This window comes from Polaromonas sp., assembly GCF_041689105.1.
Classification (GTDB): domain Bacteria; phylum Pseudomonadota; class Gammaproteobacteria; order Burkholderiales; family Burkholderiaceae_C; genus Polaromonas.
This window is the reverse complement of sequence record NZ_JBDNGU010000169.1, coordinates 1-25,961: the sequence shown is the minus strand read 5'-3', so window position 1 is coordinate 25,961 and position 25,961 is coordinate 1. Positions and strand designations below refer to the sequence as shown.

At 63.2% G+C, this 25,961-nt stretch carries 26 protein-coding genes and 1 pseudogene; 13 read left to right on the top strand and 14 right to left on the bottom strand.

Annotated elements, in window-relative coordinates:
* Nucleotides 1-9: 9 nt before the first annotated feature.
* Genes ACESMT_RS17325 through ACESMT_RS17305 form a run of 5 tightly spaced genes read right to left on the bottom strand, consistent with a single transcriptional unit; the run spans nucleotide 10 to nucleotide 6,530 of the window.
* The gene (locus ACESMT_RS17325) at nucleotides 10-1,500 is read right to left on the bottom strand and encodes an NADH-quinone oxidoreductase subunit C (RefSeq protein WP_372827844.1); all 1,491 of its coding nucleotides are present in this window, start codon (nucleotides 1,498-1,500) and stop codon (nucleotides 10-12) included.
* Nucleotides 1,500-2,951 carry a complex I subunit 5 family protein gene (locus ACESMT_RS17320; RefSeq protein ID WP_372827843.1) on the bottom strand — a complete coding sequence of 484 codons (1,452 nt, stop codon included), beginning with the start codon at nucleotides 2,949-2,951 and terminating at the stop codon, nucleotides 1,500-1,502. The genes ACESMT_RS17325 and ACESMT_RS17320 overlap by 1 nt, the downstream gene beginning before the upstream one ends.
* Nucleotides 2,948-3,562, bottom strand: a complete 615-nt coding sequence (locus tag ACESMT_RS17315; RefSeq protein WP_372827842.1) for a hypothetical protein — start codon at nucleotides 3,560-3,562, stop codon at nucleotides 2,948-2,950. Before ACESMT_RS17315 ends, ACESMT_RS17320 begins: the two co-directional genes overlap by 4 nt.
* Complete coding sequence (locus ACESMT_RS17310; protein WP_372827841.1) at nucleotides 3,562-4,497, bottom strand: respiratory chain complex I subunit 1 family protein; 936 nt, start codon at nucleotides 4,495-4,497, stop codon at nucleotides 3,562-3,564. The genes ACESMT_RS17315 and ACESMT_RS17310 overlap by 1 nt, the downstream gene beginning before the upstream one ends.
* Complete coding sequence (locus tag ACESMT_RS17305) at nucleotides 4,494-6,530, bottom strand: proton-conducting transporter membrane subunit (RefSeq protein ID WP_372827840.1); 2,037 nt, start codon at nucleotides 6,528-6,530, stop codon at nucleotides 4,494-4,496. The genes ACESMT_RS17310 and ACESMT_RS17305 overlap by 4 nt, the downstream gene beginning before the upstream one ends.
* A 244-nt stretch (nucleotides 6,531-6,774) precedes the next feature.
* Here ACESMT_RS17305 and ACESMT_RS17300 point away from each other — a divergent pair, with 244 nt between their 5' ends.
* The gene (locus ACESMT_RS17300; RefSeq protein ID WP_372827839.1) at nucleotides 6,775-6,972 is read left to right on the top strand and encodes a CopG family transcriptional regulator; all 198 of its coding nucleotides are present in this window, start codon (nucleotides 6,775-6,777) and stop codon (nucleotides 6,970-6,972) included.
* 462 nt (nucleotides 6,973-7,434) lie between these two features.
* Here the strand turns inward: ACESMT_RS17300 and ACESMT_RS17295 are convergent.
* Nucleotides 7,435-7,817: pseudogene (locus ACESMT_RS17295) on the bottom strand (TolC family protein); the annotation flags it as partial.
* A gap of 93 nt (nucleotides 7,818-7,910) precedes the next feature.
* On the opposite strand from ACESMT_RS17295, the gene ACESMT_RS17290 reads away from it, so the two are divergent.
* Entirely contained in the window at nucleotides 7,911-8,417 is a 507-nt protein-coding gene (locus ACESMT_RS17290; RefSeq protein ID WP_372827838.1) for an XRE family transcriptional regulator, read from the top strand.
* A 67-nt stretch (nucleotides 8,418-8,484) separates the two neighbouring features.
* Here the strand turns inward: ACESMT_RS17290 and ACESMT_RS17285 are convergent, their stop codons facing one another.
* The 7 genes from ACESMT_RS17285 to ACESMT_RS17255 form a co-directional block, all read right to left on the bottom strand.
* Nucleotides 8,485-9,837, bottom strand: a complete 1,353-nt coding sequence (locus tag ACESMT_RS17285; RefSeq protein ID WP_372827837.1) for a TolC family outer membrane protein — start codon at nucleotides 9,835-9,837, stop codon at nucleotides 8,485-8,487.
* 69 nt (nucleotides 9,838-9,906) lie between these two features.
* Entirely contained in the window at nucleotides 9,907-10,263 is a 357-nt protein-coding gene (locus ACESMT_RS17280; RefSeq protein ID WP_372827836.1) for a rhodanese-like domain-containing protein, read from the bottom strand.
* A gap of 17 nt (nucleotides 10,264-10,280) precedes the next feature.
* On the bottom strand, nucleotides 10,281-10,964 hold the full coding sequence (locus ACESMT_RS17275; protein ID WP_372827835.1) for a protein-L-isoaspartate O-methyltransferase: 684 nt from the start codon (nucleotides 10,962-10,964) through the stop codon (nucleotides 10,281-10,283).
* Between the two features lie 48 nt (nucleotides 10,965-11,012).
* Nucleotides 11,013-14,222, bottom strand: a complete 3,210-nt coding sequence (locus ACESMT_RS17270; RefSeq protein WP_372827834.1) for an efflux RND transporter permease subunit — start codon at nucleotides 14,220-14,222, stop codon at nucleotides 11,013-11,015.
* 17 nt (nucleotides 14,223-14,239) lie between these two features.
* Nucleotides 14,240-15,436 (bottom strand): efflux RND transporter periplasmic adaptor subunit, encoded by a 1,197-nt coding sequence (locus ACESMT_RS17265; protein WP_372827833.1) that lies wholly within the window; start codon nucleotides 15,434-15,436, stop codon nucleotides 14,240-14,242.
* On the bottom strand, nucleotides 15,433-16,128 hold the full coding sequence (locus ACESMT_RS17260; protein ID WP_372827832.1) for a TetR/AcrR family transcriptional regulator: 696 nt from the start codon (nucleotides 16,126-16,128) through the stop codon (nucleotides 15,433-15,435). The genes ACESMT_RS17265 and ACESMT_RS17260 overlap by 4 nt, the downstream gene beginning before the upstream one ends.
* Before the next feature lie 81 nt (nucleotides 16,129-16,209).
* Entirely contained in the window at nucleotides 16,210-16,983 is a 774-nt protein-coding gene (locus ACESMT_RS17255) for a YdcF family protein (protein WP_372827831.1), read from the bottom strand.
* A 178-nt stretch (nucleotides 16,984-17,161) separates the two neighbouring features.
* On the opposite strand from ACESMT_RS17255, the gene msrA reads away from it, so the two are divergent.
* The 3 genes from msrA (at nucleotide 17,162) to ACESMT_RS17240 (ending at nucleotide 18,436) form a co-directional block, all read left to right on the top strand.
* Nucleotides 17,162-17,722: a peptide-methionine (S)-S-oxide reductase MsrA gene (msrA, locus tag ACESMT_RS17250; protein WP_372827830.1), complete on the top strand. Its 561-nt coding sequence runs from the start codon at nucleotides 17,162-17,164 to the stop codon at nucleotides 17,720-17,722.
* Between the two features lie 89 nt (nucleotides 17,723-17,811).
* Entirely contained in the window at nucleotides 17,812-18,108 is a 297-nt protein-coding gene (locus ACESMT_RS17245; protein WP_372827829.1) for a DUF6516 family protein, read from the top strand.
* Complete coding sequence (locus tag ACESMT_RS17240; RefSeq protein WP_372827828.1) at nucleotides 18,089-18,436, top strand: DNA-binding protein; 348 nt, start codon at nucleotides 18,089-18,091, stop codon at nucleotides 18,434-18,436. Before ACESMT_RS17245 ends, ACESMT_RS17240 begins: the two co-directional genes overlap by 20 nt.
* 132 nt (nucleotides 18,437-18,568) lie before the next feature.
* Here ACESMT_RS17240 and ACESMT_RS17235 read toward each other — a convergent pair whose 3' ends face one another.
* Nucleotides 18,569-19,570 (bottom strand): succinylglutamate desuccinylase/aspartoacylase family protein, encoded by a 1,002-nt coding sequence (locus tag ACESMT_RS17235; RefSeq protein ID WP_372827827.1) that lies wholly within the window; start codon nucleotides 19,568-19,570, stop codon nucleotides 18,569-18,571.
* A gap of 108 nt (nucleotides 19,571-19,678) precedes the next feature.
* On the opposite strand from ACESMT_RS17235, the gene ACESMT_RS17230 reads away from it, so the two are divergent.
* The 8 genes from ACESMT_RS17230 to ACESMT_RS17195 all read left to right on the top strand — a co-directional run.
* Nucleotides 19,679-20,140, top strand: coding sequence for an isoprenylcysteine carboxylmethyltransferase family protein (locus ACESMT_RS17230; protein WP_372827826.1), 462 nt, complete (start codon nucleotides 19,679-19,681; stop codon nucleotides 20,138-20,140).
* Nucleotides 20,141-20,343: 203 nt separating this feature from the next.
* A complete protein-coding gene (locus ACESMT_RS17225) occupies nucleotides 20,344-20,934 on the top strand; it encodes a Fur family transcriptional regulator (protein ID WP_372827825.1) in 591 nt (196 codons plus the stop codon).
* On the top strand, nucleotides 20,931-21,581 hold the full coding sequence (locus tag ACESMT_RS17220) for an ABC transporter ATP-binding protein (protein ID WP_372827824.1): 651 nt from the start codon (nucleotides 20,931-20,933) through the stop codon (nucleotides 21,579-21,581). The genes ACESMT_RS17225 and ACESMT_RS17220 overlap by 4 nt, the downstream gene beginning before the upstream one ends.
* Nucleotides 21,582-21,583: 2 nt before the next feature.
* The gene (locus ACESMT_RS17215; protein ID WP_372827823.1) at nucleotides 21,584-22,798 is read left to right on the top strand and encodes an ABC transporter permease; all 1,215 of its coding nucleotides are present in this window, start codon (nucleotides 21,584-21,586) and stop codon (nucleotides 22,796-22,798) included.
* Nucleotides 22,799-22,802: 4 nt separating this feature from the next.
* Nucleotides 22,803-23,063, top strand: a complete 261-nt coding sequence (locus ACESMT_RS17210; protein ID WP_372827822.1) for a hypothetical protein — start codon at nucleotides 22,803-22,805, stop codon at nucleotides 23,061-23,063.
* 26 nt (nucleotides 23,064-23,089) lie between these two features.
* Nucleotides 23,090-23,671, top strand: a complete 582-nt coding sequence (locus ACESMT_RS17205; RefSeq protein ID WP_372827821.1) for a DUF3299 domain-containing protein — start codon at nucleotides 23,090-23,092, stop codon at nucleotides 23,669-23,671.
* Nucleotides 23,672-23,701: 30 nt separating this feature from the next.
* Nucleotides 23,702-24,076, top strand: coding sequence for a hypothetical protein (locus ACESMT_RS17200; protein ID WP_372827820.1), 375 nt, complete (start codon nucleotides 23,702-23,704; stop codon nucleotides 24,074-24,076).
* Nucleotides 24,077-24,151: 75 nt separating this feature from the next.
* The coding region (locus tag ACESMT_RS17195; RefSeq protein ID WP_372827819.1) for a TonB-dependent receptor at nucleotides 24,152-25,961 on the top strand (1,810 nt) is incomplete at its 3' end.

Below are 25,961 nucleotides of genomic sequence, written 5' to 3'. Positions count from 1 at the left end.
GGTGAATTCCTACAGGTCGTTACCGCAATACGAGAGGTCGAAGCTCTTGTTGCAGATCGGGAAGTCCGAGATTTCGTTGTTGCGCACCGCCAGCGCCTCGCCAAACCAGTTGACCAGTGACGGATCCTGCACCTTGTAGTGCAACAGGCTGCCGTCGGACGCGGTCTCCAAGGCCTGCACCACCGGCCCGCGGAAGCCCTCACGCACGGAAACGCACAGCGTGTCCGGCCACAGCTTGCCCACCGGCAGGATGCTGGTCAGCGCCAGGTCGGCCTGGGGCGCTTGCAGCACCTCGCGTACCCAGCGTACCGATTCATCGATCTCGCGCATGCGCAGTGTCAACCGTGCCCAGCAGTCACCGCTTTCCTCGTGCAGAATGTTTACCGGATACGCCGTATAAAGGCGCCCTGGCAGGCTGGCACGGGTGTCGAAGCTAACGCCACAGGCGCGCGCGGATAAACCCACCAAACCGAGATCCTGCGCCGCCTTGAGGCTGACGGTGCCCACGCCCTGCAGTCGCGATTGCACACTGCGCGCACTGCGCATCAGGTCGTTGACCAGGGCGATGTCTTTGGAGAACGCCGCCAATGTGATGAGAAGGTCTTGCCGCAGCGCCGGCGTGAGGCCGAATCGCACGCCCCCGGGCCGTAGCCAGCCGCGGCCAAATCGGCTGCCGCACACACGCATCGTGGCATTGATGATCGCGGTGCGCAGCCGACCGTAGGTGGCACCGCCCTGAAGGAAAGCAATGTCGGTCGCCATACCCGTGAGTGTGCCCAGGTGCATGGCCACGCGTTCGAGCTCCAGCGCCACACCACGGACGATCTCGGATTCGAAATTGACTTGCATACCCGCCAGCGCTTCCACCGCGGCGCAATAGCCCCAGGCATACGCGATGCTGCTGTCGCCGGCGATTGATTCGACCAGTGAGCTCAAACCCAGCGGCGGCCGCTGCAGAAGTAGTGCTTCGACACCCCGGTGCTGGTAGCCCAGCTGGATCTCCAGGTGGTGGACCTGCTCGCCATGGCACATGAAGCGGAAGTGCCCGGGCTCGATCACGCTGGCGTGGATGGGGCCGACACCAACCTCATGGACCTCCTGCCCGCGCACCGAGAAGAACGGGTAGTTGGCCATGTGCTGCTGGCGTGCGCCCTCGAAGCGTACCGGCTTGAGCCAGGGGTGCCCGGTGGGCTGCAGGCCCGTTTGCTCCCACAGTTCACGCTCGAACATTTGTGCGGCCGGGTAATTCGTGGTCAGCGATTCGAATGCGTCGCCACGCCGCCCGCAGCCGCGCAGTACGTTGAGGCGGCTCTCACCGTCCTCGTGGCCCAGCGTCACGGCCGTGGTGACCACGCCGTCGGCCCCATCGGGCCGCCCGAACAGCGTCAACAGACGTTCGCCAGCGGCCATGGCCTGCGCGCATGCCGAGGCCCAGGCGTCCAGCTCCAGAGGCCGGACGTCCTGGGTCAACGCCATAACGACAGACTTGGCCGGTCCCATCATTGCCCTCCGATCGATTGCGCCACGGCAACCAGCAGCGCGCTGATCGGCGGTGGCGTATACACGCCCAGCAGCACCAGCGCCGTGACGAAGCCGAGTTTGGGCAAGGCGGTAACCCAGGTCTCAACGATGGCGGGCCCCTGACGCTCCGAGGGCCCCCACAACATGGGGAAGATTGAGCGACCGGTGGCCACGAAAATGATGGTGAGCATCGTGCACATCAATGCAAAGGCGATCAGGTTGCCTGCCTGCACGATGCCCGACAGGATCAGCATCTCGGCCATGAAGCTGCCGAAGGGCGGAAAGCCCAGCAGTGCAAAGATGCCCACGGCGAAAAGCAGACCCGAGAACGGCAGCACGCGGATCACGCCGCTGAGTGCCTCCACCTGGTTGGTGCCATAAACCCCGCGCAGGCGGCCGGCAGTCAGGAACAGTAACGCCTTCACGAACGCGTTGCTGACGACGTAAAGCACCACGCCGTAGGCCGCCGCCTTGCCCACCGACAGGCCGATGGCGATGACCCCCGACGAACTGACGCAGGCATAGGCGATCAAGCGCTTGTAGTTGCGCGCCGCCATCACCTGCACGGCCGCTACCGTCAGCGACAGGCAACCCATGATCAACAGTTCGTGCGAGACGGAGCTGGTCTGGTGAACGCCAAACACCTGGAAGATGCGGAACACGGCCACAACGCTGATATTGAACTGCACCGCTGCCAGCAGCGCACTGGTGCTGGTGGGTGCGGCTTCGTAGGTCTCCGGCATCCAGCCGTACAGCGGCGCCAGGCCGAGCTTGCTGCCCAGGCCAAAGAGCATCAGCGCAAGGCCCATGCGTTGCCAGCTGTCGCCGCTACCGCCCTGGGCGGGCAGCGTCGCCGCCAGCTGGTCGAGCGCGAACGACAGCTCCTGTCCTTGAAGCGCCGCACTGCGCGTCAGGCACATGAAGCCCAGAAAGGTCAGTGCCAACGACATGCTGGAGTACAGCAGGTAGTGCCAGGCGACGCGGCGCGCATTCTTGCCTTCGCCCTGTGCGACCAGCGGGGCCAGGCACAGTGTGGTGAGCTCGATGAAGGCCCACAGCACCAGCAGGTTGTTGGACAGAACACCCAGGTTCATGGCGACCATGAAGGCCAGCGACAGCGCGGCGCGAAACTTGATTTTTCCGGCCAGGTGGGCTGACGTGCTGACACGCGACGACATGTAAACGCTGATGCCCAGGAACACGGCGTTGATGACCAGCAGGAACAGCATCGACGTGGCGTCGAGCACAAAGTATCTGGCGCCGAAATACACCGGCATCGTGGCCAGCGGCGTGCGCAGAAAGACCACGATCCAGGTCACTAAGCTGACCAACGCGATGGTGACCAGGGACGGTCCGACCCAGGCATGGCCGCTGGTGGCTGTGCGCGTCCGCTGGCTCACCGGCGCTGCAGCGGGTCCGATGACGTTCAAGGGGCTTCTCCTCGGGTGGTACCGGCTTCGATAGTTGCCTGGTCAGTTGGCGTGCCGATCAACCAGCCGCCGACACCCACCGTGACCAGGTAGACCGCGGTCAAGGTACCGTGCACCGGCCATGCCCAAGGCTCGGGCAGCAGCGACTCGAATACCGCGATGCCGTTTTCCATGAAGAGCACGGCCACCAGCTGGGCTGGCGGTGAATTGTTGGTGGACAGCAGCAGCAGCGCGATGGCCACCATGCCGCCCACGACACCCAGCGCAAGTGCCGGCACGTCCGCCATCGCAGCACCACCGAAGTCGAACGCCAGCACGATGAGCGCGACACCGATGGCCCAGGCGAACAGGTTCGAAGGCATCAGGTCGGTATTGGGCTCGCCGCGCAGGCGGATCGCGCGCCGCAGCAGCAAGGGGGCGATCACCGCGCGCACAGCGATGACTTCGACCAGGGCCACTAAGCCATGCACGGTCCAGCCTTCTTGGTGCGCCGCGCCGTTCCAGGCCAGGGCGAAGGCCTGCACGGACAACCAGAACGGCGCCGAGCGAATCTTGCCGAAGAAGACAGGAACCACTGCGGCCAGCAGGAAAAGGATCAGCGGCAGCCGCATCAGGAGTTCCAGGTGCTGGCTACAGCGGCAAGGCAAAGGCCGCCACCGATGGACGCCAGCAGCAGGTAACGCGGCACCAGGCGCATGCGCAGACGGGCGCTCAAAGACTCGACAAATCCCACGGCTACTGCCACGAGCGCCATGATCGCGAGCGTCGTGACCGTTGCGGCGAGCGGTGCAATTACAGGATCGAAAGGATTCAGCAGCGCTGCGATCAGTCCGGCATAGGTGGTTAGCTTCAGCGCACCGGCAAACTGCATTGCGGCCAGCTCTGGACCGCTGTGGTCGAGGATCATGACCTCGTGGATCATCGTCAGCTCGAGGTGGGTGAGCGGGTCGTCTACCGGAACGCGCGAGGCCTCGGCCTGCAGCAGGATGAACAACACCGCCACCGCAGGGATCACCAGCACCGGGAACGCGGGCGCACTGTGTAAGTGGCCGATCAGGCCGGCGAAGCTGGTATGGCCAGTGGCGATGCTGGCCGAACCGATCAGCAGGAAAAGCGCCGGTTCGACGAAGGCGGAGAACGACGCTTCGCGTGCGGCGCCCATGCCTTCGAAGGCACTTCCGACGTCCATCGCCGAAAGCATCAGGAACAGTCGCGCAAGGCCCAGCGTGTAGGCGAAGACGATGAAGTCATGATTGAACTGAAGTGGGGCGAAGGTGCCCAGGACGGGCGCAATCAATGCCGCCAGAATGGCCGAGCCCAACACCACCCAGGCACCGGCGCGGAACAGGGGTGTGGCCACCGCGCTGTAGACCGGCCGCTTGCGCAGCAAGCGCAACAGGTCCCAGCCAGATTGCAGCAGGCCCGGACCCTTGCGCCCAGCCCACAGCGACTTGGTACGGTTCACGATGCCAACCAGCAGTATCGGCAAGGTCAGCACGATGGCCACGTGGATCGCGCCCAGCCAGGTGGCGATTTCAGCCGTCATTGCAGCGGACCTGCGGACAGCACGACGAGCCCTGCGATGAGTACCAGGGCCAGGAGCGCCGCCGCAAACGCGATCCGCGGGTCGTCCTCGCGCAGGTGGCCCGACAGTTCGCCCGCAGACACGTCGCCATGCTTGATGACCGAGAACAGGCGGCGCTCGACCGCGTCGACACAATCAGTGATCAGGTAGGCGTCGGTCGGGAAGTAGCCCGCAGGGGCCTTTTGCCGCCGCAGCATGACGATCACACTGCGAAAGCGCTGCGCAAAGTCCGACGAGAAGCTGGAGCCGGTGTACTGCATACGGGCGTTTGGTTGGCCGTAGCCACAACCCCAGGTGACGTGGCTGGCCACCGGCGGCCTTACCAACCTGGAGCGAAGCCACAAAAGCAGCAAAACGCCCGCCACCAGCGCACCCGAGACAAGGCCGATGTTCGAGAGCGTGTGGGCGATCGGGTCGAGCACGCCGGCGCTCGTGCCCGGCAGCGCCCCGGGCAACACGGCCAGCGCGATCTCGGTCGGGCCGCGCACCAGCATGAAACCGAGCACGGGCAACACGCCGAGAACGACGACGCCAAGCCCGTGCAGCGCCATGGGAATGCGCATCCACAGGCTCACCTCGACGGGCGGCACCACGTTGGCATCGCGCGCCACGCCAAGGAACACGACGCCGAAGGCACGGGTGATGCTCAAGGCCGACACCGCGCCCACGAAGGCCAGCACTGCGCCGGCAAGGCCGAGCGCCACCTTGGCCCCCAGCGCGATCGCCTCGGCACCGGACGAAGCGGCTGCGCCCGGGAACAGCCCGGAATAGATCACGAACTCGCTGGTGAAACCGTTGAGCGGCGGCAGCGCGGAGATCGCGACGCCGCCGATCAGGAAGCTCACCGTCGTCCATGGCATCAGCCGTGCAAGCCCACCGAGTTTTTCCATGTCGACCGTGTGCGTGGCCTGGTAAACCGCACCTGCCGCATAAAACAACTGGCACTTGAAGAACGCATGGTTCAGCACATGCAGCAGGCCACCGGCAAAGCCGATCGCCACCAGCGCCGGGTTGTGCCAGGATAAGCCCAGGCAGCCGACACCGAAGCCGATGCCGGCGATGCCGACGTTCTCGGTCGATGAGTAGCCGAGCAAGCGCTTGAGGTCACGCTGGCCCACCGTATACAGCGCGCCGACCACGGCTGAGCAGGCCGAGAACGCGATCAGAAACCAGCCCATCCACTCGTCGGGCGTGCCGATCAGCCAGACGAAACGTACCAGTGCGTACAGGCCCGCCTTGTGAATGACCCCAGACATCAGCGCCGACACATGGGCCGGCGCCGCCGCATGGGCGCGTGGCAGCCAGGAGTGAAACGGGAAGAAGGCCGACTTCAAGCCGAAGCTGGTGACCAACAGCAGGAACACCGCGTTGCGCTCGGAGCCTGGGTTACGCCTCAACCAGTCACCGAAACTGCCCAGTTCCCAAGACCCGGTGTGCGTGTAAAGGATCATGAAGCCGGCGACCAGAAAGATCAGCCCGACGTGCGTAGAGACCAGGTAGTTGAAGCCGGCAAACCGCACCCTCTGGTTGGTGTAATCCCAGATTACCAGTAACCAGGCGGCGAGCGCGGCGATCTCCCAGCCGAGCAGGAACACCAGCGCGTGGTCGCCGGTGTAGACCAGCAAGAACGACAGCGAGGTCAGGTTGAGCAAGGCGTAGTGCAGCCCCAGATGTCGACCCGTATTGAAGTACGGCCGCAGATACCCGGCCGCGTAGACGCTACCGAGCAACGTCATCGGCAGGGACCAAACGAGGAAGAACGCGCCCAGGGCATCAAGCCGGATGCGCAACGTTCCCACCGGGTAGGCCCAGGCGAGGTCGCCGATGATGGCCGATCCGCCGAGCAACACCGGCACGACCGAGAACCAGACCAGGCCGGTCGCCAGCGCCTGGCTGGCAATGCCAAAGCCGACCCGCACGGCATTGCGCAACGGCAGCAGGCATGCCCCAGCACCGAGGAGCAGGACCAGGAAGGCTGCGGTGAGCAGTGTCATGAAGCGACGAAGACGAATCGCGGGGACGTAAACCGAGGCCGCGTACCAAGTGGACTAACGCATCGGCACGCGAACACCTGAAGCACCGCGATGGAAGGGGCTAGGTCAGAGAGTCGTCGATGACAATGCACGATGTCGGTTCTAGAAGTCCAGAGATATCTTTGAGGAATGTTGCGCTTTTATTATCATCCAGATTGCTCTGAATGATACTACAATGTCATCTCGACTGACATACGGATACCCTATGGAACTCAAGACGGCACGACTAACAGTTTTGGTCGATCCGGCCAAGAAAAAGGCCTTCGAAGTGCTTTGCGCCAAGCAGGATGTGACCCCATCGCAGGTGACCCGTCGGTTGATCCGCGACTATCTGGTGCACCACGGAGTCACATTTGTGCCGAGCGGCGCGGAGGATGAGGAAGAGGCGACGCCAAAGGCTTGATCTGGCGCATGGGCTGCCGGTTCGGCAGCGGCTCGCTGGCCGATTGCCATGTCAAGGTGCTGCCGACGACGGACCAGGGCGTCCAATGGGGGGGGGCTATGGCGGCTTCCAAGGTGGAGCAGTCAGTCTCCCCTACAAGCTGCCATAGGCTCCTTTGGGTCGGTTCCGGAAATCTAGTCTGCCAGACTGACCGGCGGGTATCACAGCATTGCAGACATTGGCGGCCAAGCAGCGATTACCCGCAAAGGTCGACAGAAACCATAGGTTGGCTATCGTCAATAAAGCGTATTCACCAGCCAGCACTGTTTGGTAGCTATGGCCTACCTTCGCATTGCAAGTCGATCCAGACTATGGATAGAGGTGAAGCCGCGCCCTGGTCAAGTCGGCCATGAACAATTCTGACGACGATTTACAGTCGCTCGATTGACTGTCGATTGCAGTGATAACCTTTCGTCTGAACGACTGCACCAGCAACGAGTTTATGAGCAGAAAATCTTCCGGCGTCAACGTGCCGTTGGCCTGGCGCAGGCGCAAGCCGCCCAGCAACACGTTGTAGCGGGCCACGGCCAGGTCGCGCTTGGTCTGGAAAAACTGGCTTTGTGCGTTCAGCGCGTCGATGTTGACGCGCACGCCGCGTTTGGCGCCTTCCAGGTCGGTGCGTGCCTTTTCTTCCAGCGACAGGGCTTCGCGGATGCGGTTCTGTGTGGCAAAGCCGGCAAACAGCGGCAGGTTCAGCGCCAGCCGATGGTGGGGCTGTTGCTGCGTGAGCTCAGTGTGCTGACGGTGCTACCTTGCGGGTTGCGTTGCATGCCGTAGCTGGCGGTCAGGTCAATGTTGGGCTTGTGGCATTCGGGTTTGGCAAGCAATTTGGGCTGAGCGAAAAAGGTGAATTGTCGAATATATTCGACAACTCGCTGCGAGGGCATTAAATTATGGTTATGTCCGCTCTTAATGAACTCAGCTCGGCAGTCCAGCAACGCCGTTCCGACATGGGGATCTCCCAAACCCACTTGGCAAAGCTCAGTGGGCTTTCCCGTGCAACTGTGAATGAGCTCGAAAATGGAAAGATCAATGACCTCAGCATCAGGCGGACCGCGCAGCTATTGGGCGTGCTGGGACTGTCTCTAAACATTTCAGCCCCACGACCAAAAAGTCGTCAAAGCGAAGGTAAATCACCGGCACTGGATCTAGCCGTCCGCATGGCGAGCGTGAGCTATCGGGAAAGCATCAGCGCGCACGAGCTGCAGCAGGCGCTACTGACGGGTGATTATCCCGACAAATTCACGCCCCATGTACGGACGTTTCTCGATGAGGCCTCGGTCACGATGCTGGCTGGTGTTGTTGAGCAATTACATCAGGAAAATGGCGTTGACCGAGTGGAGGCATGGCAACGCATGCGGGAGATGGCCCGAGCCCTGAAAACCATTCGAGCCATTTGGCAATGAGCGTCCCAGACATGAAGCGTCCAGGTGTCTGGACCAGAGCAGTCAATCTAAGACTGCCTGCGTAAAGTTACTGCACCAACAACGAATTGATCAGCAGCAAATCTTCCGGCGTCAGCGTGCCGTTGGCCTGGCGCAGGCGCAGGCCGCCGAGCAGCACGTTGTAACGGGCCACGGCCAGGTCGCGTTTGGTCTGGAATAGCTGGCTTTGTGCGTTCAGCACGTCGATGTTGATGCGCACGCCGACCTGGTAGCCCAACTTGTTGGCGTCCAGCGCGCTTTGGCTTGACGCTTCTGCCGCTTCCAGCGCCTTGACCTGGCCCTGGCCTGACAACACGCCGAAGAAGGCGGTACGTGTGGACTGCGCCACCGTCCGGCGTGCCGCGTCCAGGTCGGCCTGCGCTTTGTCTTCCAGCGCCAGCGTTTCGCGCAGGCGGTTCTGGGTGGCAAAGCCGGCAAACAGGGGCAGGTTGAACTGCAGGCCGACCGTGGCATTGTCAATGCGCGTGCCAACCTGGTTGGACGACGTGGTGGAGATGCTGCCGTTGGGGTTGCGGCTGATGGTATAGGCGGCCGTGAGGTCGAGCGTGGGCTTGTGGCCCGCTTTGGCGCGCTCGGTCTCGAGCCGGGCGATCTCCAGGGCCGAGCGTGACTGACGCACCGCCGGGTTGTTGTCCTCGGACTGCCGGACCCAAGTGTTGATGTCATTGGGCAGCAGCTCGGGCAGCGCTGCGGGCAGCGCCAGCGGTTTCGGGTTGACGCTTGACTTGCCCACCAGCTGGTCGATTGCAGACTGTTTGACGCGGAGGTCATTCTCGGCGGCGATTTCCTGTGCAGTCACCAGGTCGTAGCGCGCCTGCGCTTCCCGGGAGTCGGTGATGGTGGAGGTGCCCACCTCGAAGTTGCGCTTGGCCGACGCCAGCTGCTCGGCCACGGCGGCTTTTTGCGCCCGCACGAAGGCCAGTGTGTCCTGCGCGGTCAGCACATCAAAGTAGGTCTGACTGGTGCGCACAATCAGGTCCTGCTCGGCCGCGTTCAGCACCTCGCGCGCCACGTCCAGCTGCTTGCGGCTTTGCTCCCATACCGCCAGGTTGGCGGGCCGGTAGAGCGGCTGCGACACGCTCAGATTCAGATTCTGGTTGTTCAGGTAGCGTTCGACGTTGACCGGGCCGAAGGTCGCGTCCGACTGCGTGCGCGACACGCCCACGGTCAGGCCGGCCTGGGGCAGAAGACCGGCACGCGACTGTTCGGCACGAAACTGGGTGCTGTCGTACTGGGCGCGTGCCGACTGGTAGCTGGCATCAAACCCCCGAGCTGCGTCGTACAGTTCGACCAGACTCTGCGCCTGCACCGGCCCGGCAAAGGCTGCGCCGAGCCACAGGGCCAGGGCGGACAGTCGGAAGGTGGGCCAAGTCGTGTTCATGGAAGTCCTTGAAAAATTCAGCATGGGTTGATAGGGAGCGCATAGCGTCAACGATGCGACAGGATCGGCTCAATAGCGTGGCACCGCCGGGTCCAGGTCGCCGGACCAGGCATCGATGCCGCCATGCAGGTTGACGACGTCGGTGAAGCCGTTTTGCGCCAGGTAGTTGGCCACCTGCAGGCTGCGCATGCCGTGGTGGCACAGGCAGGCGATCGGCTGGTCGGCACCAAACTGTTCCTTGAGCTGTTCAACACGGGCCGGTACTTCGCGCATGGGAATACACACCAGCGTGAAGCCGTCTTCGGTGACCGAGGCGGTTTGCACTTCCCAGGGCTCACGCACGTCCAGCACCACCGGCGCGGATGCGTCGGCCCCCAGGCTGTCGCGCCAGGCGCTGAAATCGGCGGGGGTAAGCTGGGCAATCATGGTTAATGGCTCAGGAATCAGAAGTTGAATCTGGAAGGCTCGGGAAAGTTGACCAGGCGCGGCGCCACGGTGTCCCAGCCCTGGGTGGTGCGGAAAGCCGCTTCACCCACACAGGTCACCAGCGTGGCGCGCATCATGGGCTCAAAGCCGACGATGGCGCTAAGGCGGCCGCCGGTTTTCAGCATGGCCAGCAGCGCGGGCGGCACGTCGGCGACCGAACCGCTGAGCACGATCACGTCGAAAGGCCCGCTGAGCGGGTCGTTGCTGGAGACGGCCTGGCTGAGTTTGGCGGCGCCGTCGCCGGTGCGCACCTCGGCGTTGTAGATGCCGGCTTTTTTAAGGTTGTTGCGTGCCAGCTGCGCCAGGTCGGCGTCGATTTCCAGCGTGATCACCTGCTGCGCGCGGTGCGCCAGCAAGGCCGCCATGTAGCCGGAGCCGGCGCCGATTTCCAGCACCTTTTCATGTTTTTGCACGGCCAGATCCTGGAGGATGCGTGCCTCGACCTTGGGCGCCAGCATGCATTGCCCGGGTTTGCCGGTCAGCGGAATCTCCATGTCGGCAAAGGCCAGCGCCTTTTTGGAAGCAGGCACAAAGTCCTCGCGCCGGACCAGGGCCAGCAGAGAGAGGACCTGGCTGTCCAGCACTTCCCAGGGGCGGATCTGCTGCTCGATCATGTTGAAACGGGCTTGTTCGTAGTTCATGGTGTGGCCTGTGAAATAGCGGTGGGGGCTGTGGATCAACCTTTGATTTTAGCGGGGGACCACGGGGTCGACGGGGGCAACGGCGGGGGCGCGCTTGCCGGTGAAGCGGCGTTTGAGCCACTGCGCCAGGTCGTCGAGGTAGCAATAGGTGACGGGCACCACCACCAGCGTCAGCAGCGACGAGGTGATGACACCACCAATGACGGCCTGGCCCATGGGTGCGCGCTGCTCTGAACCTTCGGTCAGCGCAAAAGCCAGCGGCACCATGCCGAAAATCATGGCCAGCGTGGTCATCAGGATGGGGCGCAGCCGCACCCGCGCAGCCATCAGCAGGGCTTCGCTGCGCTCCATGCCTGCATCGCGCATACGGATGGCGAAATCGACCAGCAGGATGGCGTTTTTGGTGACCAGCCCCATCAGCATCACCACACCGATGATGGAAAACATCGACAGCGTCGAGCGGAACAGCATCAGTGCCAGCACCACGCCGATCAATGTCAGCGGCAGCGAGGTCATCAGCGCCAGCGGCTGCAAAAAGCTCTTGAACTGGCTGGCCAGGATCATGTAGATGAAAAGGATGGCCATGACCAAGGCCGAGATGGCGTAACCAAACGACTCGGCCATGTTTTTAGTCGAGCCGCCGAACTGGTAGCGGTAACCCGGCGGGAAACTGATGCCGTCGAGTGCTTTGCGGATGTCGCCGGAGACCTCGCCGGCTGAGCGGTTGTACACGTTGGCATTGATCGCGACTTCGCGCGTGAGGTCGCGCCGGTTGATCTGGTTCGGTCCGGTGGTTTCTTTCACCGTGGCCAGCTGACCAAGGCGAACGGTGCGTGCCGAGCCATCGGCGTTGCTGCCAATCGCGCTGCTCAAAAAGGGCAGGCGTTCCAGGTCTTGTGGGGCATTGCGGGCTTCGGGCGCCAGGCGCACGTTCACGTCATAGGTCTGGTCGTCCGGCGCGCGCCAGTTGCCGACGGTCTGCCCGGCCACCAGGGTGCGCAGCGAGGTGGCAATCTGCGACACCGTCAGGCCCAGGTCAGAGGCAGCATCGCGCTTGACGTTGATCTCCAGGGTCGGCTTGTCGGGCTTGAGGCTGGAGTCCAGGTCCACCAGGCCGGGGATGGTGCTGATGCGCTCCGTAGCCAGCCGGGTCAGGCGCTCCAGCTCCTTGAGGTCGGGCCCCTGCAGTGAAAACTCCACCTGTTTGTTGCCACCCACCGAGTCGAGCAGGCCTACATGGGTCACCGTGATGCCGGCCACTTGCCTGAGCCGCTCGCGCAACACGCTGGACAGCTCGTCCACGCTGCGGCTGCGTGCCTTGCGATCCACCAGACGCACATAAATGCTGGCGTACATCTTGCCCTGGGCATTGCCCGAGTTGATGGTGGCGACGGTGTACCTGACTTCGGGCAGCTCCCGCAGGATGGATTCGACCTGCGCGGCCTTGGCCTCGGTGGCTTCAAGCGACGAGCCCACCGGGGTGTAGAAGGTCAGCGAGGTTTCCGAGAAGTCGGCCTTGGGCACAAACTCCGTTCCCAGCAGCGGCACCATGAAAATGCTGGTGATGAAAATGACCACGGCCAGCCCGACGGTGGCGAGCTTGTGCACCAGCGACCAGCGCAGGATGCGCTGGTAGGTTTCGGCCAGCGAGTCGGTGGCGCGATCAAACCAGGCCGTCACGCGGCCTATGGTTTTGTCGTAAAAAGTCACGGGCGCATGGTGCTTGCCATGGGTCTCAATGCTGGGGTCGTGCCAGATGCTCGACAACATGGGGTCCAGCGTGAAGCTGACAAACATCGATATCAGCACCGCCGCGACGATGGTGATGCCGAACTCATGAAAAAACTTGCCGATGATGCCGCCCATGAAACCGATGGGCAGGAACACTGCGACGATGGAAAAAGTGGTGGCAAGCACCGCCAGGCCAATCTCCTGCGTGCCGTCCAGCGAGGCCTGGTAGGGCAACTTGCCCATCTGCACATGCCGCACGATGTTCTCACGCACCACGATCGCGTCGTCGATCAGCAGGCCGACGCACAGGCTCAGTGCCATCAGCGTGATCATGTTGATGGTGAAGCCGAACATGTTCATGAACAGAAAGGTGCCGATGATGGAGATCGGCAGCGTCAGGCCGGTGATCACCGTCGAGCGCCAGGAGTTCAGGAACAGGAAGACGATCAGTACCGTCAGCAGCGCGCCTTCGATCAGCGTTCGGCGCACGTTTTCAACAGCCACACGAATCGGGCGGGAGCCATCGGAAACCAGCTCCAGCCGGATGCCTGCCGGTAAGCGGGTCTTGAGCTCCGCAATGGCCTGGTTGAGCCCATCCACGACGGCGATGGTGTTTTCGTCCTGCGCTTTCTGCACCGTCAGCAGCAGGGTGCGCTGGCCGTTGTACAGCGCCAGGCTGTCGACTTCCTGCGAGCCGTCGCGCACTGTGGCCACTTGCGCTACCGTCACCGCCGTGGCTGAACCCGTGGCAGACGGCTTGCGCGCGACGATGATCCGGCCAAAGTCTTCGGGCCGCTTCATGCGGGCGTCGATCTTGACGATACGTTCCTGCGCCAGCGAGCGGATGGTGCCTACTGGCAGATCCTGGTTTTCGCTGCGCACCGCATTGGCGACCTGGTCGGCCGTGATACCCAGCGCCTCCATGGCCTGCGGGTTCAGGTAGATGTTGATCTCGCGCTTGCTGCCGCCCACCAGATTGACCGCGCCGACGCCGCGCACGTTCTCCAACCGCTTTTTGAGTACCTGGTCAGCCCAGTTGGTCAGTTCAACAGCAGTAGGTGAGACCGTTGCTGTGGTACCGCTCCCCGCAACCGGCAGCACAGCCACTGACCAGATGGCCCGGCTGGCCGGGTCGAATCGCAGCACACGCGGTTCTTTCACTTCGTCGCGCAGCAGTGGGCGCAGCGAGGCGATCTTTTCGCGCACGTCTTCTGCTGCCTTGCGCCCGTCGATGTGCAACTGGAACTCGATGATGACGACCGACATGCCTTCGTAGCTGCGCGAGGTCAGGGCGCTGATGCCGGCAATCGAGTTGACGCCTTCCTCGATCTTTTTGGTGACTTCGCTTTCGATAATCTCGGGCGAAGCGCCCGGGTATTCGGTGGTGACCACGACGACCGGGAAATCAATGTTCGGGAACTGGTCCACCTGCAGCCGCTGGTAGGAAAACAGGCCCAGCACCACGATGGCCAGCATGACCATGGTGGCGAATACCGGGTTCTTCAGACTGACGCGGGTGAACCACATGGCGGGGTCTTCTCTTTTTAGAAGGCTTTGGGCGATGGCGCCGCGGGTGCCGCCGGCAAAGCCCAGGCGGGGGCCTGCGTGAATTTCACGGCCGTGCCTTCACGCAGGCTGCCGACTGCCCCCCGAAGTACCACGGCGTTCTCAGCCAGTCCCTTGACGGCCACCATGGTTTCACCGGCGGCGCTGCCGCTTGCTGTGTCCTGGCCGCGGGCACCCAGCTCGACCGGCTTGTGCGCCACCTGCTGGTTTTCCACCACCTGCACATAGGATGCAGGTTTGTCCGTGCGCACCGCGCTGACCGGTACGGCGAGGGCTGACACCTTTGTTGTGCCCAGCGTGCCCTGCGCAAACAGGCCCTGGCGCAGGCCCAGGGTGCTGTTGTCGATGCTCAGGTAAACCAGCACGCTGCGGCTGCCGGCCTGCGCACTGGGGTTGATACGCGCCACGGTGGCGGTGACGTTTTGCGCCGTGCCTTCGATCTGCAGCACGGCGCTCTGGCCCGGTCGCACGGCCAGGACATCAGCGGCGCTGAGGCTGGCTTCGAGCTCAAGTCGGCTCAGGTCCACGATCTCCAGCACCCTGGCGTCGATGCCGACACGTTCGCCCGGCTGCGCCAGCCGCTGCGCGACCTGGCCCGAGAGCGGCGCGCGCAGCACCGTGTCGTCCAGTGATTTTTTTGCCACAGCCACCGCCGCCAGCGCCGCGTTGTGGTTGGCCTTGCCAGCGTTGAGGTTGGCCTGCGACGCGTCCAGCGCGGTTTTGGAGATAAAGCCCTGGTTGACCAGCGCCTGGTTGTTGTCGAACTGGCGCTGCACGATGTCGACCTGCGCCCTGGCCGATTCGGCCTGCTGCTGCGCCTGCTGCACCCGTGACTGGTATTCGCTGGCGTCGACCCGCGCGACCACCTGGCCGGCCTTGACCGTGTCCCCTTCACGCAGGCTCAAACCCTGCAGCTCGCCGGCCACGCGCGCCTTGACAAAGACCGAGTTGAAGGCCTTGAGCGGCCCGGACAGCGCCAGCCCCTGGCTGAGTTGGCGGGTTTTCGCCTGCACCACATCACTCGCGGCCAGCTCGACCACGGCCGGCGCCTTGCCGGCCGTGCTGATGGCCAGCGCCTGTTGCTGGGTCTTGCGCGCAGACAGCGCCCCCAGCACGGCGGCCGCCAGGGCCAGTAGAACCAGGGCAACAACCGCCCATTTGATCCAGCGTTTCATGCCTTGCCTTTTCCGGTTTGTTTGCCCGGTGCTTGAGTGGAGATGCCGTGAAGAAGGGTGTCGACCTGGGCAGCGATGTATTTTTCGGCATTGCCCGGCAGCGTAGGGTCGCCGCAGGTGCCTGCCGAGTGTTTGCTGAGGATCAGGAAAATCATGGGGGCAATCACGCTGTAGATGGCGTAGTCCAGGTCCATGGGCCGGAACTCGCCACGGTCGATGCCGCGCTGCATGATGCGGCGGATCAGGGTCTGGCCAGGCTGGATGACCTCTTGCTGATAAAAGGCGGTGATCTCGGGGAAGTTGCCAGCCTCGCTCATCATGAGTTTGGTGATGCCGGAGGCGCGGGTGACGCCCACACGCTCCCACCAGACCGTCATGCAATAGGCCAGCATCTCGGCGGCCGTGCCTTCAAAGGTCTCGAACTCCTCGTTCCATTCCTTGAAGCGGCCGGAGATGTTCTCGCGCACCACAGCCTTGAACAGCTCTTCCTTGCTCTGGAAATAAAGGAACAGCGTGCCCTTGGAGACGCCGGCGCGCGCCGCCACTTCTTCGGCGCGGGTGGCGGTAAAGCCTTTTTCGACGAACAGGTCCAGCGCGGCGTCGAGCAGTTCACCGGGGCGGGCTTCCTTGCGCCGTTCGCGTTTGGCGGACAGGGTCGCGGTCTGTTCAGAGATGAATTTGGAGAGGGACATTTTTAATGACTGACTGGTTATTAATGTAGCGACTCACCCCGAGTCCGTCAAGCCGCGTCGGCGCGGGTTGCGAGGTAAAGCTCAGGTAAACCGCTGCGCCCAAAGGCCCAGCCATTCCTTCAGCACCGTGCGCGACGCCTCCAGGCCATCGGACGACGGCAGCCATTCCAGCAAGCCGCTGCGGCTGGGCAGGATGAAGCCCATGGGCGCGGGGACCACCGTGAAGCCCGCATCTTCGAAAGCCCTGACCGCACGCGGCATGTGCGACGCGTGGGTGACCAGCGCAATCCGCTGAACACCGTCTTTTTGCAGCAGCGGGCGCAACTGGCGCGCGTTTTCGGCGGTGTCACGCGACTGGCTGTCCACCCAGCGCAGGGTCAGCCCGTAGTCCTGCAAGGCAGCGCGGCGCACCACTTCGCCTTCGGACAGGGCTTGCGCCTGCGCGGCACCCCATCCGGGGCCACCGGCAAAAGCCACTGGCAAACCGCTTTGCCGCGCCAGCCAGGCGCCATAACGCAAGCGCATGGCGGCTGCCGGTGCGGCCTGCGGCCCAGCGTATTCGGGCGCCACTGGGTGCACCCCACCGCCCAGCACCACGATGGCCTGGGCGTCACTGCTTTTGAGCGCGGCCACCGACAGGGCGGTCTGCTGCGGCAGCAGGTTCAGCGCCAGCCACACCGCCACGGCGTGGCAGCTCAGCAGCCAAAGCAGCGTGGCGCCCAGCCAGACCAGGGCCAGGCCGGACGCCCTCCTGCGTGCTGCCAGCACCAGCCCCAGGCCGATCAACAGCAGCAGCGAGGCGGGCGGCAGCGCCAAGGTGGTCAGGACCGGTTTGAGTTCACCTGGTGCAATCATTGAATGCTCTCAAATTAATAGCTGCTTGCGCTTGTTTGGAAAGGGCTGGAGCCTGATTTGACCACTAAAAACCGGAGCCCGGACACCGCGCAGGGGGTTTTTCGGCCACCCGGAGAGCGACTGGACATTTTCCCGGATGATGGGCCTCTTGATCGTTGACGTAAAAAAAGGACAACTTATGGAACAAAACCCCATCACGGGCGGCGCCCTGGAAACCATCACGCTGGGTGGCGGCTGCTTCTGGTGCACCGAGGCGGTGTTTGTGCAGGTGCGCGGCATTGTGGATGTCGAATCGGGTTACAGCAACGGCCACGTCGACAAGCCGAGTTATGAGCAGGTGTGTACCGGCACCACCGGGCACAACGAGGTGGTCAAGCTGGTGTACGGCCCGTCGGAGATCAGCTTGCGGGCGATTCTTGAAATCTTCTACGTCATCCATGACCCGACCACGCTGAACCGTCAGGGCAATGACAGCGGCACACAGTACCGCAGCGGCATCTATTATTCGACGCCTGAACAAAAGCAGGTGGCCGAAGACATGGTCAACACCTTGAACCGCGACAACCTGTTTGGCAAGCCAGTGGTGACCGAGGTGCTGCCGCTGAGCAACTATTCCGCCGCCGAGGAATACCACCAGGACTTCTTCGAGAAAAACCCGGATCAGGGCTACTGCATGGCGGTGGCTGGCCCCAAGGTTGCCAAGTTTCGCAAGACATTTTCGGAATACGCCAAGGCTTGAGCCGGGTTGAAGGGCATCGCCCCGGCATGCCTTCGGATGGTGTGATGGAGTAATTGACAACATTCTTGGGTGTTGTCATACTCTCCAACATGAAGGCATTGCTGCTGGCGCGCACACGGATCGTTTATTCGGACAGGTCTTTTGCCGAGCTGGTTCTCTGGCGGGTCCCGACCGCCGTGGCAGGTTCGCCCCATGACTACAAGTACCGACTGGCCTACGTCGTGGACGCGGTTTGCGTGGTGCGGTATGACAACGAAATCGGCAAAGGTGACCATCGCCATTTCGGTGCAAGCAAGAGCAGGTACAGATTCAATACGTCCGGAAAATTAATAGCCGATTTTCAAACTGACATAGCGAGGTGGAACGATGAAAACAGTGGTTCTTGAGGTTCGATCCCCTGAAGCGTCCATGGAAAACTTTGTGCAGTCCTGGAAGACTGGCAAGCCTGAACGCTCGGCGCGGATTGGTTTTGCGACGCCAGAGCTTCTCTGGCAAGTTCTGACGGCAAAGCGCTGGGAGTTGTTGAAAATTTTGTGTGGTGCCGGCCCGGTGTCCATTCGTGAAGCGGCTCGCCGCGTGCAGCGCGATGTCAAAGCGGTTCACTCTGACATTACTGCATTGCTGAATGCAGGCGTTCTAGACCGTGCGGAAGGTGGTGGCGTTGTGTTTCCGTTTGAGGCTGTCAAAGTAGAGTTTTTGTTGCAGGCAGCGTGATTCATACCAATGGCCCTGCCCGCCCTTCAATGGCGTGCGCCGGGCCAATAACATAAGCCTGCCTGGCCAAGTTTCGCAAAGCTTTCGTGGAATACGCGAGGGCTGAGGAGTGAAACGGCTCAGCGGCGTTTGTCAGGGCCTGCGCCGCGCCATGTAAAACCATTCCTGCCCCGGCTCGGCGCGCGGATTCGGAAACACCACAAAGCCGTCGTGCGGCGCCTTCACCTGAAAGCCGCTGTGGCGCACGCCAATCAGCTCGCCGGCCTTCACCGCGTCAAAGCTGCGCCACTCGCGGCTGAAGCTGTCACCCGCGTGTTCACGGTCGGTCACATCGACCAGGCGCAGGATTTCGCGGTCTGCCGGTACCGGCTCCGGCGGAACGGATGCCATGTCCAGCAGCGCCAGTGTCTGCAAAATTGCCCGGCGCGCGACCTGCACCGCCTGGGGGTCGTCATGCTGGCCGCACTCCAGCGTCACGCCGTAACCGCCGCGTGAGCGCATGTATTCGGTCGTGCCCACGCCGTAGTTGGGGTTGGTCACCAGCGTCTGCGCACGGGCGGTGCCGGTGGCGGTGGGCGCCGCAGCGCGCCGCGACACACCACGCGCATAGGTGTCCAGCCAGCCTTCCACAATACGCGGCGCACCGGTGCACACGGCCAGCCGCATTTCTGCCTCGGCGTGCGTGAAAGGCTCCAGCGTGCCGCTGTTGTCCTGCGGGCCAATCATCACGAAAGGCGCGCCACCGGTGTGGAAAGAATGCAGGTCCAGCAGCACGTCGTGCGCATCCAGCAACGGGCACAGCACATTCGCAATGCGGTCTTCAAAATCTTGCGGAATCGCACTGGGCGCCATATTGCGGTTCAGGTTGCGGTCGCCGATGCGCAGCTGCAACTGGTGGGCCAGCGGGTTGGTGACGGGCACAAAGGTCACGCTGCCGCGTTCGATGTTGAGCTGCCCGCTGTCGATGTCTTGCAGCAGCTGTGTGATGGCCTTGGCGCCGCACACTTCATTGCCGTGCACAGCGCCCAGGACCAGCAACTTGGGGCCGGGCGCTAAGCCGTGGAAGGTGTGGGTATGCAGGTGGGTGGGACGTTGGGAAACGGCTGGCGCTTCAACTTTGGGTTTGTCTGTCATGGTGGCTTGTTTATACAGCGCCAAGCGTGGGTGAGCTTGCCCCCGTTGTCCGCACTCCCTAGAAGCCCGTAGTCTCTGGCATCATCGTCGAACCTGGAGCTCCCCGCTATGACCACATTTGAACTCAAAATCCCCCCGCCCGCGGTAGCGTTGGTCATCGCGCTGCTGATGTGGCTCACGTCTTTTCTGTTTGGTTCCATCCCGATACCGCTGGTCTATCGCCTGAGCGCGGCGCTGGTTTTGCTGGTCATCGGTCAAGGCATCAGCATCTCCGGCATCGTTTCATTTCGGCGTGCCAGAACAACCCTCAACCCGTTCAAGCCGGCTACCTCATCGGCGCTGGTGACAGGCGGCATTTTTTCTTTCACGCGCAACCCCATGTACCTTGGCCTGCTGCTCACGCTGCTGGGCTGGGCGGCTTTCCTGGCCAGCCCGCCGACGCTGGTCTTTCTGTTTCTTTATGTGGTGTATATCAATCGTTTCCAGATTGACCCGGAGGAGCGCGTGCTGTCGTCCATCTTCGGCGACGGTTATGCGGCATATAAAACGCGCGTTCGCCGCTGGGTGTGAAGCGCCGTAAATTCCGCGCTGAATAGCCTCTTTGGCCTGCTGCGCTGGCGGCGCGGTGAAGCGGCGTTTGCCAGGTTCTGGCTGAAAAAAAGAAGGGCCTGCCTGCGTCGGTACGGCCAATCGGGCCCAAGAGTCGGTGATAATGCAACCAAATTGCGTTAACGTGCGTGGTCACTCTGGCTACGCACAAATTCCCAAAGCAAATGGCCTCCAACCTTTCCGACAACGCCATAGACCCCATAGATGCCCTGCTGTCCGCCCATGGACTTCGGCGCACCCATGCTGCGCGCCGTGTGCTGGGCTGGCTGCTGGCGCATCCGGACACCAGTTACACCCATGCCCAGTTGCAGGCGGCGCTGGCCACAGGGGAAGAACAGCCTGGATTGCGGATTCCCGGACCCAGTCCGGGACAGGCTCTGTCAGCAATGACCTGGAAGGGCGAGGGGGAGAGCCTGGATCGCGTCACGCTTTACCGCCTGATCGACCGCCTCACACAAGTTGGCCTGCTGCTATGCCGCGTGGACGCCAACCGGGTGCGGCGTTACCAGGCGATGCCGGCTGGTGTGCATGCAATGCCGCACTTTGAATGCCAGAGCTGCCACCGCGACAGCCCACTGGAAACTGCGTTGCAGGCCAGCGCGGACGATCTGGAGCGGGCGGCGCAAACAGCGCTGGAGGCGCTCAAGGCGTTGGGTTATGAGGGCATGAGCCTGGACTTTGCGGTGCGCGGCGTGTGCGCCGAATGCGCGACGGCAAGTCCGGACGGCCCTCACCAGCGGAGCGCGGCTTCATGATCAGCACGCGTCAACTCGCCTATGGCTACGCCGGTGGTTCGGCGCTGCGTTTTGAGGACATCGACGTGGCGCAGGGCGGGGTGTTGCTGCTGCGCGGTGCATCCGGCGCGGGCAAGTCGACCTGGCTGGCACTGGCTGCGGGGCTGCTGGCGCCGACGGCGGGCGACATCAGCGTCGCCGGGCAGTCGATGCAGGCCCTGGGCAAGGTCGCCGGTGACGCCTGGCGTGCCAGAACGATTGGTTTTCTGCCGCAGAAACTGCATTTGAGCGACGCGCTGACGGTGCACGCCAATCTGGCGATGGCACAGTGGGCGGCCGGTTTGCCCCAGGACGACCCACGCATCCACGAGGCGCTGACGGCGCTCGGTGTGGACGAGCTGGCGCAACGCAAGCCGTCCCAGCTCTCGGGCGGTCAGGCGCAGCGCGTGGCACTGGCGCGTGCTGTCTTGATGCAGCCCAAGGTGATCCTGGCGGACGAGCCGACGGCCAGCCTGGACGACGACGCGGCCGCGAAGGCCGTGCAACTGTTGCAGACGACGGCCAGGCGCCACGGTGCCACGCTGGTGATCGCCACGCACGATGCACGGGTGGCGGCCAATCTTGATAGTCAAATCGGCTTCCAGCCCTTATCCCTTAGGCGTCAATAGCTATGAAAACAGTAGCATTCGCCTGGCGATTTTTGTGGTCGCGGCCGCTGGCGGCGGGCCTGAACCTGCTGTTGCTGAGCCTGGGGTTGGCGTCGCTGAGTTTTGTGCTGCTGGTCAGCCATCAGATCGACAAGGCGTTCGAGCGCGATTTGGCTGGCATCGACGTGGTGGTGGGCGCCAAGGGCAGCCCGATGCAACTGATTCTGTCTGGCGTGTTTCACCTGGACGTGCCAACCGGCAATGTGCCGCTTGCGGCGGTCAAAGCCTTGGAGCAGCACCCGCAGGTGGCCAAGCTGATTCCCCTGAGCCTGGGCGACAGCATCAGCGGGTTCCGCATCGTCGGTACCATTCCAGCCTACATCGCGCATTACCAGGCCAGCTTTGCGCAGGGCAGCGTCTGGGCCGCGCCGCTGCAGGCGGTGATAGGCGCGCAGGTGGCGGCGCAGACCGGCCTGAAAACCGGCGACCGGTTTGTTGGCAGCCACGGCCTGGGCAGCGGCGGCGCCAGCCACGACCAGGCGCCTTATGTGGTCAGCGGCGTGCTGGCTGCCAGCGGCTCGGTGCTGGACCGGCTGGTGCTGACCGCGCAGGAATCGGTCTGGCAGGTGCACGAAAAAATGCACGAGGGCGATACCGCGCTGGATGCGGAAGACAAACAGGCGCTGGAAGAAGAGCGCGAGGTCACGCTGGCGCTGATTCAATACCGCACGCCGCTGGCGGCGGTGACGTTTCCGCGCTTTGTGAACACCACTACCGAGATGCAGGCTGCCGCACCGGCGCTGGAAATCACCCGCCTGCTGAATCTGATCGGCGTGGGCACCGACGTGTTGCGCGCGTTGGCCGGCGTGTTGCTGCTGACCGCCGGGCTCAGTGTTTTCATTGCGCTGTGGAGCGCGGTGCGCGAGCGCCGCGCCGACCTGGCGCTGCTGCGCATGCTGGGCGCGCCGCCGCGCAAGGTGGCCGCGCTGCTGCTGTGCGAGGCGCTGTGGCTGGCACTGCTGGCGACGCTGATCGGTATGCTGGCGGGGCAGGGCCTGATGGCGCTGCTGGGCTGGCTGCTGCAGCTTGAAAAATCTGTTCTGGTCGGCGCCTTGTCGTGGCCGCCCGGGCTGTGGGGGGTGCCGGCGCTGGCCGTGGGTGTGGCGCTGCTGTCCGCGCTGCTGCCCGCGTACGAGGCCTACCGGGTCAATGTGTTTGAACTTTTGCAGTCAAGGTGAAATCATGAAAAAATTTGTATCAAAAATGCTTGCAGCCCTTGCCACGATTGCGCTGACAGCTACGGTTTCGATAGCGAATGCGCAGCACAGCGACAAGGAGGCCAAAGAAGACATCCAGCGCCACCGCGCCATGGCCGCTGCGCACGAGGCTGCTGCCAGGTGCCTGGAGTCCGGCAAGAAGGAGGACATCTGCATGAAAGACCTGCAGGCCTCTTGCAAGGGGCTGGCGGTCGGCAAATACTGCGGAATGAAACACGCGCATTGAACCTAGCCCGGCACCCTGGAGAAATCATGACCCCTTCTGCACGCATTGTTCCCAAGCTTCAGCCGCTGTTGCTGGGCCTGCTGCTCACCGCCGGTGCTGCGCACGCGCAGCTGAGTTCTCCCCTGCCGCCGGGCGCCAGCAAGCCGCCCGCGCCTGGCACCTCCATCCTGCCGGGCAGCATCGACGGTGTGGCTGGGAAGGGCGCCGGCGTGCATGGCGCCAACAGCCCGTTCGCGCCGCTGACCCCGCGCGAGGACGTGGTGGCCTGGTCAATGCTCACCGACGTCAAGACCAAAAACGAGAAGAACCGCATCCTGCCGGTGTTCACTGCCAGCCAGCTCGGCATGAACGGCAAGACGCAGCGTATCCAGGGCTTCATGATGCCGCTGGAGCCGGGTGAAAAGCAGCGCCACTTTCTGCTCTCGTCGGTGCCGCTGACCTGCTCCTTCTGTCTGCCGGGTGGGCCTGAAAGCATGGTCGAGGTCAAGACCAAAACGCCGGTCAAATACAGCATGGAGCCGGTGGTGGTGGAAGGCCGGCTGCAGGTTCTGCACGATGACCCCTACGGCCTCTACTACCGCATCAACGATGCGGTGACGGTGAAGTAAACGGGGCGTGCAGGCATGTTGATCAGGCGCATGGCACAGCGGGCTGTCTGGAGCTTTCTTGCCCTGGTGCTGCTGCTCGCGCCCATGCTGGGTCTGATGCACGGGCTGGTGCATGGCACTGGCGGCGTCGCGCAGGTAGCGCATGCCGCCGCGTTGGACGCGAGCGACCATGCGCACGGTCACGCCGATGACCACGGCTGGCTGGACGAACTTTTCTCGGCGCATGCCGATGCGTCCGATTGCCGTGTGTACGACCAGCTTGGCCACAGCGATGTGCTGCCGGCCCTGCCCCTGATGGCACTTCCCATGGTGCTGGCCTCTTTCCTCTTTTACTTTCTTGAGGGCGAGGCACTCGCCCGCCGGGCCGCGTTTTTTGAAGCACGCGGCCCACCCCTGGCTTTCTGAATCCCCCCGAATTTGCTGACCGCGCCGCCTGCATGGCTGCCCGTTGGCGTGTCCTCCCCGATTCAGTGAGCCCTCATGAAAAAATCATTTCCCCGCAGTGCCATCGGCACCGCCACCCTGACCCTGTTTGCGCTGGCTGGCCAGGCTGCGCACGCGCAGACTTCCCCGCCCAGCCTCCAGCAAATCACCGTCACCGGCAACCCGCTCGGTGCGGCTGACCTGATCGCACCGGCTACGCAGTACTCGGGCGACGGCCTGCTGCTGCGCTCCAAAACCACACTGGGCGGGACGCTGGACGGCACGCCCGGCGTCAGCAGCACCTACTTCGGCCCCAACGCCAGCCGGCCCATCATCCGCGGGCTGGACGGCGACCGCATCCGTATCCTGGCAAACGGTGGGGGCTCGCTCGATGCCTCCAGCCTCAGCTACGACCATGCGGTGACCATCGACCCCTTGAGCACCGAGCGCATCGAGGTTTTGCGCGGGCCCGGTGCCTTGCTGTACGGCGGCAGCGCGGTTGGCGGCGTGGTCAATGTGATCGACAACCGCATTCCGCGCGAGCCTCAGTTTGACGAAAAGGGTGGCATCAGCGGCAAGCTGCATGTCAATGCCGCCAGCGGCAATTCAGAGCGGGGCAAGGGCGTGCTGCTGGAAGGTGGCAACCAGCGCTACAGCCTGCATGTTGATGCTTTTGACCGCCAGACCAGTGACGTGAATGTGCCGCGCGACCTCAGTTGCACCAAGGCTGGTGTCACGACGACGGCGCGGCGCATCTGCAATTCCGCCAGCGACGTAAACGGCGGCGCGGTCGGCGGCTCGGTGTTTTTCGACAACGGCTACCTCGGTGCATCGGCCAGCAACTACCGCAGCACCTATGGCACCGTGGCCGAAGACGAAGTCACCATCGGAATGAAGTCCGACCGGTACGCGATTGAAGGCGAATTGCGCAACCTGGGCGGGCCGTTTCAAAGCATCAAGGGCCAGTACAGCCAGACCGACTACCGGCACATCGAGTTCGAAGGCGCCACGGTCGGCACCGTGTTCAAGAACAGGGGCAGCGATTTCCGGCTGGAGGCGCGCCACGCGAAGCTCGGCAACATCGACGGCGTGCTGGGTTTGCAGACCGACTTCAACCGCTTTTCTGCCGATGGCACCGAGGCTTTTGCCCCCTTCAGCAAAACCTCCCAGTCGGCCGTGTTTGCCTATGAAGAGCTGGGCACCGGCTGGGGCAAACTGAGCTTGGGCGGGCGGCTGGAGTCGGTGAAAGTTGAGTCCTTCGGCAACCCTTTGGTGGCGCGCTTCACCCCTGCTGTGAAAGACTTCAAACCCGGTAGTTATGCCTTTGGCGCGTTGTGGAATGCCGCGCCGGGCTGGCAGCTCACCGGCAACCTGGCCTACACCGAGCGTGCGCCAAAGGACTATGAGCTGTTTGCCGACGGCCCGCACCTCGCCACTGCAGCTTATGAAGTGGGCAACGCCAACCTGGCGAAAGAGCAGTCGAACAACATCGACCTGGGCGCCGCCTGGAAGTGGGGCGGTCACAGCTTCAAGGTCAACACCTATGTGAGCCGCTTCAAGAACTACATCGCGCTGAACCAGACAACCGGGGTCACACGCAATGCCGAAGACGGCGAGCTCAACCCGGTAGAAGATGCAGGCAACCCGGGCTTCACCGCATCGGGTGCCGAGTTCAACGCGCTCGCACAGTTCCGCTACGAGCAGGTGAGGGCGCGTTTCACGGGCGTTGAGGCCAGCGGCAACATCCGTTTGCTGGAGGGGGCCTCGCAGCTGGACCTGGCACTGCGAGGTGATGCGGTACGCGCTACCAACCTGAGCAATGGTCAGCCGCTGCCGCGTATTGCGCCGTGGCGCGTCGGTGCGTCGC

What these genes read in the sequence shown, in the direction of transcription:
- ACESMT_RS17205 (WP_372827821.1), top strand. Translation starts at nt 23,090, where the DNA reads ATGACCCCTTCTGCACGCATTGTTCCCAAGCTTCAGCCGCTGTTGCTG.
- ACESMT_RS17255 (WP_372827831.1), bottom strand. Translation starts at nt 16,983, where the DNA reads ATGATTGCACCAGGTGAACTCAAACCGGTCCTGACCACCTTGGCGCTG.
- ACESMT_RS17270 (WP_372827834.1), bottom strand. Translation starts at nt 14,222, where the DNA reads ATGTGGTTCACCCGCGTCAGTCTGAAGAACCCGGTATTCGCCACCATG.
- ACESMT_RS17290 (WP_372827838.1), top strand. Translation starts at nt 7,911, where the DNA reads ATGTCCGCTCTTAATGAACTCAGCTCGGCAGTCCAGCAACGCCGTTCC.
- ACESMT_RS17280 (WP_372827836.1), bottom strand. Translation starts at nt 10,263, where the DNA reads ATGATTGCCCAGCTTACCCCCGCCGATTTCAGCGCCTGGCGCGACAGC.
- ACESMT_RS17260 (WP_372827832.1), bottom strand. Translation starts at nt 16,128, where the DNA reads ATGTCCCTCTCCAAATTCATCTCTGAACAGACCGCGACCCTGTCCGCC.
- ACESMT_RS17240 (WP_372827828.1), top strand. Translation starts at nt 18,089, where the DNA reads ATGAAAACAGTGGTTCTTGAGGTTCGATCCCCTGAAGCGTCCATGGAA.
- ACESMT_RS17215 (WP_372827823.1), top strand. Translation starts at nt 21,584, where the DNA reads ATGAAAACAGTAGCATTCGCCTGGCGATTTTTGTGGTCGCGGCCGCTG.
- ACESMT_RS17210 (WP_372827822.1), top strand. Translation starts at nt 22,803, where the DNA reads ATGAAAAAATTTGTATCAAAAATGCTTGCAGCCCTTGCCACGATTGCG.
- ACESMT_RS17200 (WP_372827820.1), top strand. Translation starts at nt 23,702, where the DNA reads ATGGCACAGCGGGCTGTCTGGAGCTTTCTTGCCCTGGTGCTGCTGCTC.
- ACESMT_RS17275 (WP_372827835.1), bottom strand. Translation starts at nt 10,964, where the DNA reads ATGAACTACGAACAAGCCCGTTTCAACATGATCGAGCAGCAGATCCGC.
- ACESMT_RS17245 (WP_372827829.1), top strand. Translation starts at nt 17,812, where the DNA reads ATGAAGGCATTGCTGCTGGCGCGCACACGGATCGTTTATTCGGACAGG.
- ACESMT_RS17285 (WP_372827837.1), bottom strand. Translation starts at nt 9,837, where the DNA reads ATGAACACGACTTGGCCCACCTTCCGACTGTCCGCCCTGGCCCTGTGG.
- ACESMT_RS17220 (WP_372827824.1), top strand. Translation starts at nt 20,931, where the DNA reads ATGATCAGCACGCGTCAACTCGCCTATGGCTACGCCGGTGGTTCGGCG.
- ACESMT_RS17325 (WP_372827844.1), bottom strand. Translation starts at nt 1,500, where the DNA reads ATGGGACCGGCCAAGTCTGTCGTTATGGCGTTGACCCAGGACGTCCGG.
- ACESMT_RS17225 (WP_372827825.1), top strand. Translation starts at nt 20,344, where the DNA reads ATGGCCTCCAACCTTTCCGACAACGCCATAGACCCCATAGATGCCCTG.
- ACESMT_RS17305 (WP_372827840.1), bottom strand. Translation starts at nt 6,530, where the DNA reads ATGACACTGCTCACCGCAGCCTTCCTGGTCCTGCTCCTCGGTGCTGGG.
- ACESMT_RS17235 (WP_372827827.1), bottom strand. Translation starts at nt 19,570, where the DNA reads ATGACAGACAAACCCAAAGTTGAAGCGCCAGCCGTTTCCCAACGTCCC.
- ACESMT_RS17265 (WP_372827833.1), bottom strand. Translation starts at nt 15,436, where the DNA reads ATGAAACGCTGGATCAAATGGGCGGTTGTTGCCCTGGTTCTACTGGCC.
- msrA (WP_372827830.1), top strand. Translation starts at nt 17,162, where the DNA reads ATGGAACAAAACCCCATCACGGGCGGCGCCCTGGAAACCATCACGCTG.
- ACESMT_RS17230 (WP_372827826.1), top strand. Translation starts at nt 19,679, where the DNA reads ATGACCACATTTGAACTCAAAATCCCCCCGCCCGCGGTAGCGTTGGTC.
- ACESMT_RS17300 (WP_372827839.1), top strand. Translation starts at nt 6,775, where the DNA reads ATGGAACTCAAGACGGCACGACTAACAGTTTTGGTCGATCCGGCCAAG.
- ACESMT_RS17310 (WP_372827841.1), bottom strand. Translation starts at nt 4,497, where the DNA reads ATGACGGCTGAAATCGCCACCTGGCTGGGCGCGATCCACGTGGCCATC.
- ACESMT_RS17315 (WP_372827842.1), bottom strand. Translation starts at nt 3,562, where the DNA reads ATGCGGCTGCCGCTGATCCTTTTCCTGCTGGCCGCAGTGGTTCCTGTC.